This window comes from Acinetobacter sp. NPDC052428 (genome assembly GCF_044547685.1).
Lineage (GTDB): Bacteria > Pseudomonadota > Gammaproteobacteria > Pseudomonadales > Moraxellaceae > Acinetobacter > Acinetobacter lwoffii_G.
Genome location: NZ_JBIUAT010000032.1, coordinates 16,304 through 30,603 on the forward strand (window position 1 = coordinate 16,304; position 14,300 = coordinate 30,603).

Here is a 14,300-nt window from a genome sequence, read left to right on the forward strand (position 1 = left end):
TAGATTGTTCAATACATTGGTAGATCTAGAGCCAACATAATATGCGAACCCGTGCCAAAATTTGTGGAATCACCCGAGTTGAAGATGTACATGCCGTAGTCAATGCTGGCTGTGACGCGATAGGATTTGTATTTTATCCACCGAGTCCACGACATGTTACTTTAGAGCAGGCTGAAATCCTGATCCGGTCGGTTCCAGCTTATGTACAGGCGGTGGGCTTATTTGTGAATAGTCACGCAGATGAAATTCAGGATATTCTTAAAACCGTTCCACTGGATATTTTACAATTTCATGGCGATGAAACACCTGAACAGTGTCAGGCCATCACCCAGCAGGTCGGACGCCGCTGGTATAAAGCCATTCAGGTAAAACCTGATCTGGATGTGGTTGCAGAAATTCAGCGTTATCAAGATGCAGGCGCAAGTGCAGTACTATTAGACGCATGGCATCCTGACCTGAAAGGCGGCACAGGGCACAGCTTCGATTGGGATACATTTCCCAAACTCAATCTTCCCTTGGTCTTGGCAGGCGGTTTAAATCCTGACAATATCGAACAGGCAATTCTCACCACACAGGCCTATGCCGTGGATGTGAGTGGCGGTGTCGAGTCCGCAAAAGGTATTAAAGACCAACAACTCATAGAACGCTTTATGCAAGGAGTCCATCGTGGATCAGCAAAGTACTAGCCAGAACAGTCAGGCAGTTGACTATACCCAATTCCCGGATGAACGCGGGCATTTCGGTATTCATGGCGGACGTTTTGTGTCAGAAACACTCATGGCGGCTTTAGAAGACTTGGAAAAGCTCTATTTCCGTATGAAAGATGATGCGCAGTTTTTGGCAGAATTTGACCGTGACATGGCGTTTTACGTCGGTCGTCCGAGTCCTTTATATCATGCTGAACGATGGTCGAAAGAGTTGGGTGGCGCACAGATTTACCTGAAACGTGAAGACCTGAACCATACCGGTTCGCACAAAGTAAATAATACAATCGGTCAGGCCTTACTGGCGAAGCTTTCCGGCAAGAAACGTATTATTGCCGAAACAGGGGCAGGCCAGCACGGTGTGGCGACGGCCACCATCGCAGCACGTTTAGGTCTTGAATGCGTAGTATTCATGGGCGCAGACGATGTAAAACGTCAGGCGATGAACGTCTACCGTATGCGTTTATTGGGTGCGACGGTTGTGCCGGTAGAAAGTGGCTCCAAAACATTAAAAGATGCCATGAACGAAGCCATGCGTGATTGGGTGACCAATGTTGATTCAACTTACTACGTCATTGGTACCGTGGCAGGTCCACATCCATATCCGCAACTGGTTCGTGATTTCCAGTCGATCATTGGTCGTGAAGCACGCCGTCAGATTCTGGAACAGGCTGGCCGTTTACCAGATGCCCTAGTGGCATGTGTCGGTGGTGGATCCAATGCCATGGGCTTGTTCTATCCATTCCTGAATGACCAAGATGTGAAAATGTATGGTGTTGAAGCAGCAGGTCATGGGATTGAATCAGGCAAGCACTCTGCGCCGTTGAATGCCGGTCATGTCGGTGTACTGCATGGCAACCGTACTTATTTAATGTCGGATGCACAAGGTCAGATTATCGAAACCCATTCAATTTCTGCAGGTCTGGATTATCCGGGTGTGGGTCCGGAACATAGCTTCCTGAAAGATATGGATCGTGTTAAATACGTACCAATTAATGACCAAGAAGCGCTACAAGGTTTCCGCGACTTGACCAAGATTGAAGGTATTATTCCGGCGTTGGAAAGCGCACACGCCATGGCATACCTGACCAAACTTGCACCGACCATGGACAAGGATCAAATTATTCTTGCGACGGTTTCAGGTCGTGGTGATAAGGACTTGATGACCGTTGCCCGTATTGATGGCGTGGAAATGGTAGAGATGTAAGTTCCTTAAAGTCCTCTCCTTATAGGAGAGGGTTTGGGAGAGGTTATTTCAAATAAAAATCGTGCTAAGTTTTCTTAGCACGATTTTTTATGGAGTCAATTTTAAAAGAACCCGCTGGTCTGGAATTAAGAAAATTCACCTTGCGCGCGTTCTTTGGCCCATTCACGTAAAACAAATTTCTGTAATTTACCGGTCGAGGTTTTTGGAATTTCGGTAATCACCACATCCTTAGGCACTTTAAAGCGGGCCAGATGTTCACGGCAAAATTCCATAATTTCTTCTTCAGTGGCCTTGGTGCCTTCTTTGAGCTCAATAAAGGCACAAGGAACTTCCTGCCAGCGTGGATCAGGCTTGGCGACTACCGCTGCAGTCAGCACCGCCGGATGCTGATACAGTACTTCTTCCACTTCAAGCGATGAAATATTTTCTCCGCCAGAAATAATCACATCTTTGGAACGGTCGGTAATTTTGGCATAGCCATCCGGTTGGCATACCGCCAAATCTCCCGTATGGAACCAGCCACCGGCAAAGGCTTCTGCTGTCGCCTCAGGATTTTTCAGATAACCTTTCATCACGATATTGCCACGGAACATGATTTCACCCATGGTCTGACCATCATGTGGCACTTCCTGCATGGTATCCGGATCAAGCACTTTCATGCCATCTTGCAATGGATACGGGACGCCTTGACGTGAATGTAACTGTGCCTGTTCCTGAATAGACAGATCGCTCCAGCCTGCCTGTGAAGCGCAGAGTGCAGAAGGGCCATAGGTTTCAGTCAAGCCGTAAACATGCGTTACGTTAATACCGATATTGCGCATGCCTTCAATAATTGCTGCTGGAGGTGCGGCACCCGCCACCATCACTTCGACACGGTGATCAATCTTGGTCTTTTTCTCTTCAGGCGCGTTAATCAACATCGACAGAACAATCGGTGCACCACAGAAGTAATCGACCTTATGTTCAGCGATCAGCTTAAAGATCCGTTCAGCATCAACTTTACGCAAGCAAACGTTGGTTCCACCGTTGGCCGCCATGGTCCAGGCAAAGCACCAGCCATTACAGTGGAATAGCGGCAGTGTCCATAAATAGGTGGCACGTGGTGTCATGCCACAGGCAATAATATTACTGGCTGCGTTAATGTAGGCACCACGATGATGATAGACCACGCCTTTCGGGTTGCCGGTGGTCCCAGAAGTGTAACTTAAGCTGATGGCATCCCATTCATCTTGAGGTAAATGCCATTCAAAGTTTGCATCGCCTTGCGCAATCCAGTCTTCATATTCGATTTGGCCAATACGCTGGTCTTCACCTTCAAACTCTGCATCAGCCACATCAATGACATAAATGTCTTGTGAAACTAGAGCGAGTGCTTCAGTCGCAAGTGCAGTAAATTCAGGATCAACCAATAATACTTTGCTCTCAGCATGTTCCAGCATGAAAGCAAGGGTCTTGGCATCCAGACGGGTATTTAAGGTATTCAGGACGGCACCTGCCATTGGTACAGCAAAATGCGCTTCGATCATGGCAGGGACGTTAGGCAGCAGGACAGACACGGTATCATTTTTACCGATGCCTAATTTTTGGAGTTGGTTGGCAAACTGACGACAACGGTTGTATTTCTCACGCCAGGTAATACGACGCTTACCGTGAATAATCGCGTTCTGGTTTGGATAGATATAAGCTGCACGATCAAGATAGCGTAAAGGTGATAAGGCTACAAAATTCGCGGGGGTACGCGGTAATTCATCATATGCGCTAACCATTGTAAAACTCCGTTCTATATTTATTTTCATATCCTGTTGAAAAGATATGTATTTCTCAGAAATCTTGCATTTATGCTTTAGTCGAGTACGATTTTACAAATTTTAAGTATTTGAATATTAATAAAAATATTTAACCCTACTTAAATGTTTTGAACGCATGGGTTCCCAAGTTTGATTTTTTAGGTATTTTACTCTAGTTCAGCCATTAAAATAATATGAGCCCAGGAAGAATAATGAAAATACAACAGGCGAATGACGTCTGGCGAAACTGGTCGGGGAGCCAGTTCAGTGCCGCTCGGATTGTTCAGCCCAGCCAGATCAGTGAATTACAAAGTTTAGTGAAGACCCATGCACACATTCGTGCAGTGGGTGCAGGACATTCATTTAGCCCATTGGCCAAAACAGATGAGGTGTTGCTTAATCTCGATTTGTTAAAAGGTATCGTTGCCTTTGATCAAGAGAAAACCCAATGCACCGTGCGGGCCGGGACGCGTTTATATGATTTGGGGAAAGATCTGGTACCGATCAATCAGGCCTTAATCAATCAGGGCGATATAGACCAGCAAAGTCTGGCCGGAGCGATTTCTACCGGAACGCATGGCACGGGCATCGATTTACCTTGCATCTCTGCTTTTGTGGAAGGCTTTGAATTGCTGACCGCGGATGGAGAGCTGTTGCAATGTCATCGTGAGCAGAATGCTGAGATATTTCAGGCTGGACGGGTGGCATTGGGCAGCTTAGGCATATTGACCCAAATAACCCTGCAAAATCGACCACGATATAAACTAAAAGAACAGATCCAGCTCTGTTCATTAAAAGACATATTTACCCATATTGGTCAATGGAAACATCAGCACCGACATATTGAGTTTTGGGCTTTTCTGCATGCCGATCAGGTGATACTGAAAACCCTGGATGACACGGAGGATGACATTCAGCCGAGACAGGAAAGCTGGCCTTCGGAAGATACTTTATTAACCGTATGTTCGGAATTGACGCGACTTTTCCCAAAGACAAATCCCTATCTGCAAAAACTGCTGAGTGTGTTTGTTAAATCGACTTGCTATGTAGATTGGTCATCCCGGATTTTTCCGACCTCGCGCAATACCAGATTTAATGAAATGGAATATCAGATTCCGGTTGAGCAAGGTTTGCAATGTCTGGAAGAGGTTTTAGCGACTTTAAGGAAGCATAAGGTGCCGATGTTTTTCCCGATCGAGTTCCGTTATGTCAAAGGCGATGAGATCTGGCTGAGTCCTTTTTATCAGCGCGATTCAGTTTCCATTTCCATTCATCAGTTCTATAAACAGGATTATCATGCGATTTTTGATCTGGTCGAGCCGATTTTACAGAAATATCAGGGACGACCGCATTGGGGCAAGTTACATAGTATGAGCGCAGCATCACTGCGCGAACTCTACCCGAAATGGGATAATTTCATGGTGCTACGTCAGCAATTGGATCCACAGCAAAAATGGCTGAATCCATATTTAAAAGAATTGTTTTTATCTGGGAAATGAGGAGAGGGCGATGCAATCAAATTATTTTCAGCAACTGACACAAGACTTAAAACGGCAGGGCACTGGCACACCGCAACTGATTTTAGATTTAAAAACCTATCAACGTAATTTGGACTATGTACAGTCAAAATTGCCTGCGCAGTTACAACCGCGCCTGGTGGTGAAATCCTTAGCCAGCATTCAGCTACTCAAACTGGCCAGTGAAAAACTAAATACCCAGCGCTTTATGGTCTTTCATCTGCCGCATCTTTCCTGCATAAGTGCGTCATTTCCACAGGCCGATATCTTGCTGGGTAAACCGATGCCGATTCAGGCGGTAAAACGTTTTTATCAAACTTCACCTGAGCAAAATAAAGCCAATGATCAAGAAAATATTCAATGGCTGATTGATGATGTGGAACGATTAAAACAATATCTGCAACTCGCGCAAAGCTTGAATATCTGCCTGAATGTCAATATTGAAATTGATGTAGGACTGCATCGTGGCGGCGTACAAACGCAGCAGCAATTTATAGCTTTAATGAAGCTGATTCAGCACAACGCGGCTTATCTCAAACTTTCGGGTCTAATGGGCTATGATGCACATGTCGCCAAACTGCCAAAAATTTTGAAAAGTCCCGACAAAAGTTATCAGCAATCACAGCAGATGTATCAACAATACAAAACGATGATTCAGCAGCAATTCCCCGATTTATGGCATGAGGGGCTGTGTTTTAATGGTGGTGGTAGTCCGACCTTTATGCAGCATTGCCAGCAAAGTGTTTGTAATGATCTAGCCTTTGGCTCGATGCTGCTTAAGCCCAGTGATTTTGATCTGGCGAATCTGGCTGAACTGCAATGTGCACTCTGGATTGCCGCACCCATTTTAAAAGTGTTGCCTTGTAGTCAGATTCCCGGTCTGGAGCTGCTGAATCATTTTCCAAAAAAATATAAAGCCGTATTTATTTACGGGGGTTATTGGCGAGCAGATTATATCTACCCTGAAAAAAGCCGGCCGCATGTATTGTATGGCCGAAGCAGTAATCAGGAAATGCTTCAGGTGCCCATGCAGTGCGATATTCATGTCGATGATTATGTGTTTTTAAGACCGACACAAAGTGAAGCTATCATCCCGCAATTCGCTCAGCTTTATGTTTATACAGAGGGAGAGTTTATCCAGTGGCAGACTTTGCGGGAGTAACTACATTCTGAAGGCAAAAATGAGCTTAAGCCTTTAAAGATCAGGCACAGATTTGGCGGTAAATCTTATTTTTATTGGGAAAAGGTTTAATCATGCGGCTAAGCCGTGTAAAATTCGAATCGATTTTATTTATCCACCGTTTTTATCTTTTGAGGCTGTGCCTCGATCATAATCTCGCGGTGATATGCTCCATGGTACGGGGCATCACTCCTTAAGGATTTCTTATGCCAATTATCACTTTGCCAAATGGCGATCAAAAACAGTTTGATCACGCCGTATCTGTGATGGACGTTGCACTTAGCATTGGTCCTGGTCTTGCAAAAAATACAGTTGCTGGTCGTGTCAACGATCGTTTGGTTGATGCGTCTGATCTCATCACTGAAGATGCAACACTACAAATTATCACGCCTAAAGACGAAGCCGGTGTTGAGATCATTCGCCATTCTTGCGCGCATTTGGTCGGTCATGCGGTTAAGCAACTGTTCCCAGAAGCAAAGATGGTCATTGGTCCGGTCATTGAAGAAGGTTTCTACTATGACATCTGGATGCCACGTCCGTTTACCTTAGACGACATGGCAGCGATTGAAGAGCGTATGAAAAAGCTCATCGATCAAGACTATGATGTTGTGAAAAAAATGACACCACGTGATGAAGTGATTGCTGAATTCACTGCGCGTGGCGAAGAATACAAATTGCGTTTGATTGCAGACATGCCTGAAGAAACCCAAATGGGCTTGTACTACCATCAAGACTATTTGGATATGTGCCGTGGTCCGCACGTACCAAATACCAAATTCTTAAAATCATTCAAGCTGACTAAAATCTCTGGTGCTTACTGGCGCGGTGATGCGAAAAACGAACAGCTACAACGTATTTACGGTACAGCGTGGGCAGACAAAAAACAGCTTGCTGCTTATGTAAAACGTATTGAAGAAGCAGAAAAACGCGACCACCGTAAAATCGGTAAAGCGCTTGATTTGTTCCACATGCAAGAAGAAGCACCGGGTATGGTGTTCTGGCATCCGAATGGCTGGACCATTTATCAAGTGCTTGAACAATATATGCGTAAGGTACAACAAGACAACGGCTACGAAGAAATTCGTACACCACAGGTTGTTGATTTCACGCTTTGGGAAAAATCAGGACATGCTGCCAACTATGCAGACAACATGTTCACCACGCATTCTGAAAATCGCAACTATGCGGTGAAGCCAATGAACTGTCCTTGTCACGTACAAGTGTTCAATCAAGGCTTGAAGTCGTATCGTGATCTTCCGGTACGTCTGGCAGAGTTTGGTTCATGTCACCGTAACGAACCATCTGGTTCTTTGCATGGCATTATGCGTGTACGCGGCTTTACTCAAGATGATGCGCACATTTTCTGTACCAAAGAACAGATTGGTCCTGAAGTTGCAGACTTTATCAAATTGACACTGGATGTATACAAAGATTTTGGCTTCGAAGAAGTACAAATGAAGTTGTCGACGCGTCCTGAAAAACGTGTGGGTGATGACAAGCTTTGGGATATGGCAGAAAAATCTTTGGCAGATGCTTTAGATGCTGCGGGTCTTGAGTGGGAGCTTCAACCGGGTGAGGGCGCATTCTATGGTCCGAAGATTGAATTCTCTCTGAAAGACTGCTTAGGTCGTGTCTGGCAGTGTGGTACCATTCAGTGTGACTTTAACTTGCCAGAACGTCTAGATGCGTCTTATGTCACTGAAGATAATGACCGCGATCAGCCAGTAATGTTACATCGTGCAATTCTTGGCAGTTTCGAGCGTTTTATTGGTATACTGATCGAACACTACGCAGGCTTCATGCCACCTTGGTTGGCACCAATGCAAGCATGTGTGATGAACATTACCGATTCTCAAGCTGAGGCATGTGAGTCAGTCGTCGCAAAACTTAAAGAAAACGGTATCCGTGCAATTTCTGACTTGAGAAATGAGAAAATCGGCTTTAAGATTCGTGAACGTACATTAGAGCGTATTCCTTACTTACTGGTACTTGGGGACCGTGAAGTAGAGGAAGGTACCGTAAACGTGCGTACCCGCTCAGGAACAAATTTGGGTACTATGTCAATCGATGCTTTCGTTGACTTAGTAAAAGCAGCCGTAGCCGAACGCGGCCGGTACATTGTGGAGTAACAGCGATTAAACAGCCTGACCGTAATCAACAGGGCGGTAACAAATCAAACCGTCCTGCCTTGAATGATGAAATTCGTGCGAAAGAAGTCCGTCTTGTAGACGAAAATGGTGAGCAAAAAGGGATTGTAAGCTTAGCTGACGCCCTACGCGCAGCAGAAAGTGTTGAGCTTGATCTTGTTGAGATCGTAGCAAACGCTGAGCCACCAGTATGTAAGATCATGGACTTCAACAAGCATTTGTTTGATCTTAAGCAAAAGCAGAAAGAAGCGAAGAAAAAACAACATCAAGTCCAGGTGAAAGAAATCAAGCTACGCCCGGGTACTGATGTTGGTGATTACAACGTAAAACTACGTGCAATCATCAAGTTCCTTGAAGAAGGTAACAAGGTGAAAATCACGCTTCGTTTCCGTGGTCGTGAAATGGCGCACCAACAGTTGGGTCTAGCTCAATTGCAAAAAATTGAAGCTGACGTGGCTGAATTCGGTACTGTTGAGCAGATGCCGAAAATGGAAGGCCGTCAAATGGGTATGCTACTTGGTCCTAAAAAGAAAAAGTAAGCACTCATTAAGCGAAAAAAGCCCTGCATATGCAGGGCTTTTTTTATGCTCTAAAGTTCCAGGCACTTTGTATGGCCTGCATAATCTGTTGAGCTTGCGGGCGGGAAAACATCGACAGCTGAATCCGGAAAAATCCAAGACAAATTTGATTTATTAGACCGGATTGATGCAATTTAAAATCCAAAGTGCCATCACGTTGACTAATCACATGCGCTGGCATGTTATAGAGCCAGCTTTTGAGATGTGCTTTGAGAGAAGCATAGCGTGGATTCAGAAAGCTATACTGTACCGAATGTCGTTTTAAGCACAGGCTGATGCGGAAACCGGCCAAAGTATAATAAATAGAGTATGAGGTTATTTTGAGTTTGGTTCCCAGCATAAGCAGCGAAAGACCAAGAAAGCCGCCAATATAAACATAAAAGCTAGGAGACTCCTGCCATAAAAATAATAGTCCTTGGAAAAAACTGGAATTGCTACGCACACTGCTGAAATAAAAAATGCTGAATATTCCGATCGGATAACAAAACAGCAAATATCCCGTAGTGCGCATGATCGGGCTAGCTTGATGAAACAGGATGTTTTCTGGCGCATTCATGGTTTATTTTTATGATCAGAAAGCGTATTGCCTCCATGAGCTTAGGTAATCTCTAGCCAAAAAGAAAGGCCCTTTCGGACCTTCCTTTGCGTACTTAATCAAGCTTATTCCACTGATTTTTCATCGTTTGCAATGAGCAGTTTATTGCCAATCGGGATTTGACGTGGCAATTTTTCTTCTGGAATAATGCGCTGCAAGTCGATGATCAATAAACCATTTTCATAGTCTGCCTGTTGTACCTCAATATATTCATCCAGACGTAAAGACAATTTAAATGCACGTCGCGCAATGCCTTTGTACAGGAATTCAATACTGTCATTGCTCTGGTTTTCAGGCTTGCCTAGGATGGTCAGCAACTTATTTTCCAGACGAATGTCGAGTTCTTCCTGACGAAAACCCGCAGTTGCCACCACGATGCGGTAATTATTCTCACCACGCTTTTCGATATTATACGGTGGGTAATTCGGTGCATCGCTTTGCATGGCATAGTCAATAAAGTCATTCAAGCGATCAAAGCCAATACTACGACGAAATAATGGATGAAGATTTAAGTTACTCATGATTAGAACCTTCTCACTAAAGCAAAGTTATAAAAACAAGAAAATAAGATCTGTCATGTCAGACATCAACAGCGCATAAGATTGACGCAATCCTTATGCAGAAATAAATATGTGTTTGGAGCTGAAATTTTCAAGATCAAAAAGAAAAAAATATATAAATTTTTAATAAGATTTTGATATTTATTGAAAAATAATTTTAAAATGCAGACTTGTTGTTTCTTTCTAAATCCTCTATGTTGAGTACATCGTCGCATAGTAAAAGTGCAGGGAGTATTAGAAGAAAATGATCGATTTATATTATTGGGGCACCCCCAACGGCCATAAAATTAGTATTGCTCTAGAAGAAATGGGGCTGGAATATCAAATTATTCCCATCAATATTCTGGAAAATGACCAGTTCCAGTCCGATTTTCTGGCTATTTCTCCCAATAATAAAATCCCGGCAATTGTTGATCAGGATGGGCCACATGGCCGCGCCATTTCAATTTTTGAGTCAGGTGCGATCTTGCAATATCTGGGTCGCAAAACAAGTCTGTTTTATCCAGCCGATGAAGTGAAGCGTATTCAGGTCGAACAGTGGCTGATGTGGCAAATGGGCGGTTTGGGGCCGATGCTCGGGCAAAATCATCACTTTAGCCGTTTTGCACCTGAGCGGATTGCTTATGCCACAGAGCGTTATGTCAATGAAAGCAAGCGTTTATATGGGGTGTTGAATAAACAGCTGGTCGGGCAGGAGTATGTGGCTGGCGAATACTCGATTGCAGATATGGCCATTTTCCCTTGGTTATTACGGCATGACTGGCAGCAGATCACTCTGGAAGACTATCCTGAAGTTTCCAAATATATCGATCGTTTGAATGCTCGTCCTGCGGTTCAGAAAGCGTTGGCAATACAGGTCAGTTAAGCGTCTGCCTTTATGTTAAAATAGCCTTAAGCAAATAAAGCCACCCTTACGGTGGTTTTTTATTGGATGGATATATGAACGATTTTCTTCTGAACTTTACCAAGATTGTTGAAAGTAATACCCGAATTTACTGGAGCATTCTTTTCGGCATTGCTGCATGTTTAGTGCTGTATGTTGCTGAAATTGTGCATATCGATCAGATGATTGCTGCCCTAAATACCAAAGATCAGCAGATTCTCCGTACTGCAATTGCACCGCTCAATGAGCAGTATAAGTGGGCGCGGATCATGGCGATGGTGACGGCAGTCGTTTGGTCCAGTTGGGAATACAGTAAAGCCAAGAAAAAAATGGGCTTGAGCCATTAATGCTGTAATGAGCCTATTTTTACTGTTTCTGTCGGCCTTTGGTGCAGCGACCTTACTACCTTTACAGTCTGAAGCGGTTTTGCTGGGGCTTTTAGTGCAGAACAAGCAGCATGCAGTGCTGTTAATTGCCGTGGCCAGTCTGGGCAATATTCTGGGGTCTTGTGTGAACTGGTATCTGGGTCTCAAGATTGAGCATTATAAAAATAAAAAGTGGTTTCCGGTTTCAGAAGACAAGATGCTTAAAGCGCAAGCGACCTATCAGAAATATGGTTACTGGTCTTTATTGCTGAGCTGGGTGCCTATCATTGGTGATCCGATTACTTTGATTGCGGGACTATTAAAAGAAAATTTTGCCCGTTTTTTGCTGATGGTCAGTATTGCCAAAGTTGGCCGTTATCTATTTGTCTATGCGGCCTTTGCCATGTTCTAAACTTGAAAATAGTTTTCCTGATTCAGTCTTGGATATTTTTTCAGACTTAAATCCTAAAATCATTCTTTAAATTCGCTTATTGAATGAAGATGCTTTTGTTTTAAACAAAGATGCTTTAGAATACTCGCTCCCTTACCTGCAGGTCGTTTTGTAATGGTGCAAACGAGCCGAACAGGTGTTCAAAAGAGGTTGTTATGCCTAAGATGAAAACTCGCCGTGGTGCAGCTAAACGCTTTAAAGCGACTGCTAACGGTTTTAAGCGTAAACAAGCGTTCAAACGCCACATTTTGACCAAAAAATCTGCTAAGCGTATTCGTCAATTGCGCGGCTGTGTAATGGTTCACGTAAGTGACGTTGCTTCAGTTCGTCGTATGTGCCCGTACATCTAAGGAGATTATAAATGGCTCGTGTAAAACGTGGTGTACAGGCTCATCGCCGTCACAAAAAAATTCTTGCTCGCGCTAAAGGTTACTATGGTGCTCGTTCACGCGTTTACCGCGTAGCGTTCCAAGCGGTAATCAAAGCTGGTCAATATGCTTACCGTGACCGTCGTCAGAAGAAACGTCAATTCCGCGCTTTGTGGATTGCACGTATCAATGCTGGTGCTCGTCAAAATGGTTTGTCGTACAGCCGTATGATCGCTGGCTTGAAAAAAGCTCAAGTGATTATCGACCGTCGCGTACTTGCTGACATCGCTATGCATGACGCAGTTGCGTTTGCTGCTTTAGCTTCTAAAGCTAAAGATGCATTGGCTGCATAAGTCTTTATGACTTGAAAAAGACCGCTTTTAGCGGTCTTTTTTTTAGATAATTTTAAGTTTCCTTTCCTGAGTATGAAATTTCATATTGGTAAGCTTTTCGAGCATAGAAATAGAAATATTTAACTCATTGGAAATTTCTTCAGCAGAAATACCATCATCTAATATAATATTTAAAGCTTCTTGAAGAAGAGTAGGAGTTTCGATAGGCATACTAATATCCTCCGATTCCTGTCTTGCCTCGCCATTGACTCTTAGGTGGATAGCACCAGTTTTATATTGATTGTCATCAATTAGATTAAGTTGCTTTGCTCTATATAGAATAGCTGCTTTACTAATTCCCCAAATTCTTTTGAATTCACTCATTTTATTCCAATCAAACCTTCCACCTTTAAATAAGATTGGAAAATTTGTTCTTAGCATGGATTGAGGTAATAGTAGTGCACTAGAAAATCTATGCGCTTGAGACTCAGTTAGGTTGTCGCCAGTAGTAACTCCATTATGAAGTACCATATGACCTATCTCATGTGCAATATCAAATCTTTGTCTGCAGGCACTTTTTTTACTAGTGTTTCGAACAATAATAGGTCTTTGACAAATCAATGATAAAGCATCAACTTCACTTGAAATAGAGTCAAAATCAGTTATAACAATGCCAATATCTTCACAGAACTCCGTTAAATTTTCGATGGGAGCTAAATTTAAATCAAATTGTTTTCTAAATTCCTCTGCAATTTTCTCAATTTGCTCACCTGTTAATTGATTATGATCAATTTCAATAGAATTAATTAAATATTCGGGCAAATCCACATGATGTTCAATATATCTAATTAACCGATTTAATTGTTCTGCTCTAGAAATAACGACTTGTTTTGCAAACTGTCGTGATGATTTAAGACTACGAAAATGGATTTGGTCTTCTTGTAAAGGAGAATGTACTTGATAGAAAAAATCTTTCTTTACATTAAAAATATCACATAACTCATTTAACAGTTCCTCAGTAGGATAACTAAGACCTGTTTCGAGTTTATGTATATATTGTTTTGACTTTTGAACTTTAGCTGCTACGTCTTCAAGTGATAACTCATTAAATAAACGCAGCAGTTTTAGTTCTAATCCATTAAAGGAATTAAACATTGTGGAACCTAATAATTGATTCAATTCTCTTGTGATTTGTTAGCTTTATTACGTTTACTAGATAGATTTCTAGTGCGTTTTTTGCCATTACTATCAGGGGTAAACAAATCATTTGTTTGAATTGAAGGAGCAAAGCTAGATGAATTATATTCCCAGAAAGCGACTATATTTTCGTTAATGTCATAGCTGACAAAACGGACAGTGGCTAATGGGAATCCATCTTCATCAATTGAATACATGAGTAAGAAATTGGAATAGCAAGGTAAGCCAACTTCATTGAAAAGGCTTAATTGTTCTGTTAAGACAAATGCACCTTTCTTGGTTGGATAAAAATAATTCTTTTTAATGTGGTTCCGTTAATTAGACCACTCAATTCAGTTTTATAAGTGATAAATCCGCTCTAAATATTTAAATTATGCTGCCATTACTTTTAGTAAATGTTGATCATAAAATTCATCCGGTGTTGCCTTA

At 42.8% G+C, this 14,300-nt stretch carries 15 protein-coding genes; 11 read left to right on the top strand and 4 right to left on the bottom strand.

The features are described from left to right. Positions 1-41 precede the first annotated feature (41 nt). Complete coding sequence (locus ACIG3F_RS13495) at positions 42-686, top strand: phosphoribosylanthranilate isomerase (protein ID WP_191112212.1); 645 nt, start codon at positions 42-44, stop codon at positions 684-686. Continuing rightward, positions 667-1,911 carry a tryptophan synthase subunit beta gene (gene trpB, locus ACIG3F_RS13500; RefSeq protein WP_191112213.1) on the top strand — a complete coding sequence of 415 codons (1,245 nt, stop codon included), beginning with the start codon at positions 667-669 and terminating at the stop codon, positions 1,909-1,911. Before ACIG3F_RS13495 ends, trpB begins: the two co-directional genes overlap by 20 nt. A 125-nt stretch (positions 1,912-2,036) precedes the next feature. Here trpB and ACIG3F_RS13505 read toward each other — a convergent pair whose 3' ends face one another. Then, positions 2,037-3,677 (bottom strand): acyl-CoA synthetase, encoded by a 1,641-nt coding sequence (locus ACIG3F_RS13505; protein ID WP_191112214.1) that lies wholly within the window; start codon positions 3,675-3,677, stop codon positions 2,037-2,039. 233 nt (positions 3,678-3,910) lie between these two features. Between ACIG3F_RS13505 and ACIG3F_RS13510 the strand changes: the two genes are divergently transcribed. From ACIG3F_RS13510 to infC, 4 genes are all read left to right on the top strand, one after another. Further along, positions 3,911-5,197 carry a D-arabinono-1,4-lactone oxidase gene (locus ACIG3F_RS13510; protein WP_191112215.1) on the top strand — a complete coding sequence of 429 codons (1,287 nt, stop codon included), beginning with the start codon at positions 3,911-3,913 and terminating at the stop codon, positions 5,195-5,197. Positions 5,198-5,207: 10 nt separating this feature from the next. Then, entirely contained in the window at positions 5,208-6,377 is a 1,170-nt protein-coding gene (locus ACIG3F_RS13515) for an alanine racemase (protein ID WP_191112216.1), read from the top strand. 224 nt (positions 6,378-6,601) lie between these two features. Next, positions 6,602-8,524, top strand: coding sequence for a threonine--tRNA ligase (gene thrS / locus ACIG3F_RS13520; RefSeq protein ID WP_004278291.1), 1,923 nt, complete (start codon positions 6,602-6,604; stop codon positions 8,522-8,524). Positions 8,525-8,529: 5 nt separating this feature from the next. Continuing rightward, entirely contained in the window at positions 8,530-9,081 is a 552-nt protein-coding gene (gene infC, locus ACIG3F_RS13525; RefSeq protein ID WP_071850398.1) for a translation initiation factor IF-3, read from the top strand. A gap of 43 nt (positions 9,082-9,124) precedes the next feature. On the opposite strand, the gene ACIG3F_RS13530 is transcribed toward infC, so the two are convergent. Together ACIG3F_RS13530 and ACIG3F_RS13535 are read right to left on the bottom strand one after the other, a co-directional pair. Further along, entirely contained in the window at positions 9,125-9,676 is a 552-nt protein-coding gene (locus tag ACIG3F_RS13530) for a hypothetical protein (protein ID WP_191112217.1), read from the bottom strand. Between the two features lie 104 nt (positions 9,677-9,780). After that, positions 9,781-10,236, bottom strand: a complete 456-nt coding sequence (locus ACIG3F_RS13535; RefSeq protein ID WP_004732955.1) for an Hsp20 family protein — start codon at positions 10,234-10,236, stop codon at positions 9,781-9,783. Positions 10,237-10,519: 283 nt separating this feature from the next. On the opposite strand from ACIG3F_RS13535, the gene ACIG3F_RS13540 reads away from it, so the two are divergent. The 5 genes from ACIG3F_RS13540 to rplT all read left to right on the top strand — a co-directional run bounded on the left by ACIG3F_RS13540 (position 10,520) and on the right by rplT (position 12,695). Beyond that, complete coding sequence (locus ACIG3F_RS13540; protein WP_004732952.1) at positions 10,520-11,140, top strand: glutathione S-transferase family protein; 621 nt, start codon at positions 10,520-10,522, stop codon at positions 11,138-11,140. 74 nt (positions 11,141-11,214) lie between these two features. Further along, positions 11,215-11,505, top strand: a complete 291-nt coding sequence (locus ACIG3F_RS13545; protein ID WP_191112218.1) for a hypothetical protein — start codon at positions 11,215-11,217, stop codon at positions 11,503-11,505. 7 nt (positions 11,506-11,512) lie between these two features. Further along, the gene (locus ACIG3F_RS13550; RefSeq protein WP_191112219.1) at positions 11,513-11,935 is read left to right on the top strand and encodes a YqaA family protein; all 423 of its coding nucleotides are present in this window, start codon (positions 11,513-11,515) and stop codon (positions 11,933-11,935) included. Between the two features lie 194 nt (positions 11,936-12,129). Further along, complete coding sequence (rpmI, locus tag ACIG3F_RS13555; protein ID WP_004278281.1) at positions 12,130-12,324, top strand: 50S ribosomal protein L35; 195 nt, start codon at positions 12,130-12,132, stop codon at positions 12,322-12,324. 11 nt (positions 12,325-12,335) lie between these two features. Beyond that, positions 12,336-12,695, top strand: a complete 360-nt coding sequence (gene rplT, locus ACIG3F_RS13560) for a 50S ribosomal protein L20 (protein ID WP_004647525.1) — start codon at positions 12,336-12,338, stop codon at positions 12,693-12,695. Positions 12,696-12,737: 42 nt separating this feature from the next. Here the strand turns inward: rplT and ACIG3F_RS13565 are convergent, their stop codons facing one another. After that, complete coding sequence (locus tag ACIG3F_RS13565) at positions 12,738-13,829, bottom strand: ImmA/IrrE family metallo-endopeptidase (protein ID WP_191112220.1); 1,092 nt, start codon at positions 13,827-13,829, stop codon at positions 12,738-12,740. Between the last annotated feature and the right edge of the window lie 471 nt (positions 13,830-14,300).

Coding starts and splice junctions, on each gene's coding strand:
- ACIG3F_RS13530 (WP_191112217.1), bottom strand. CDS start 9,676: ATGAATGCGCCAGAAAACATCCTGTTTCATCAAGCTAGCCCGATCATG.
- ACIG3F_RS13565 (WP_191112220.1), bottom strand. CDS start 13,829: ATGTTTAATTCCTTTAATGGATTAGAACTAAAACTGCTGCGTTTATTT.
- ACIG3F_RS13535 (WP_004732955.1), bottom strand. CDS start 10,236: ATGAGTAACTTAAATCTTCATCCATTATTTCGTCGTAGTATTGGCTTT.
- thrS (WP_004278291.1), top strand. CDS start 6,602: ATGCCAATTATCACTTTGCCAAATGGCGATCAAAAACAGTTTGATCAC.
- rplT (WP_004647525.1), top strand. CDS start 12,336: ATGGCTCGTGTAAAACGTGGTGTACAGGCTCATCGCCGTCACAAAAAA.
- ACIG3F_RS13540 (WP_004732952.1), top strand. CDS start 10,520: ATGATCGATTTATATTATTGGGGCACCCCCAACGGCCATAAAATTAGT.
- ACIG3F_RS13515 (WP_191112216.1), top strand. CDS start 5,208: ATGCAATCAAATTATTTTCAGCAACTGACACAAGACTTAAAACGGCAG.
- ACIG3F_RS13545 (WP_191112218.1), top strand. CDS start 11,215: ATGAACGATTTTCTTCTGAACTTTACCAAGATTGTTGAAAGTAATACC.
- ACIG3F_RS13510 (WP_191112215.1), top strand. CDS start 3,911: ATGAAAATACAACAGGCGAATGACGTCTGGCGAAACTGGTCGGGGAGC.
- ACIG3F_RS13505 (WP_191112214.1), bottom strand. CDS start 3,677: ATGGTTAGCGCATATGATGAATTACCGCGTACCCCCGCGAATTTTGTA.
- rpmI (WP_004278281.1), top strand. CDS start 12,130: ATGCCTAAGATGAAAACTCGCCGTGGTGCAGCTAAACGCTTTAAAGCG.
- ACIG3F_RS13495 (WP_191112212.1), top strand. CDS start 42: ATGCGAACCCGTGCCAAAATTTGTGGAATCACCCGAGTTGAAGATGTA.
- ACIG3F_RS13550 (WP_191112219.1), top strand. CDS start 11,513: ATGAGCCTATTTTTACTGTTTCTGTCGGCCTTTGGTGCAGCGACCTTA.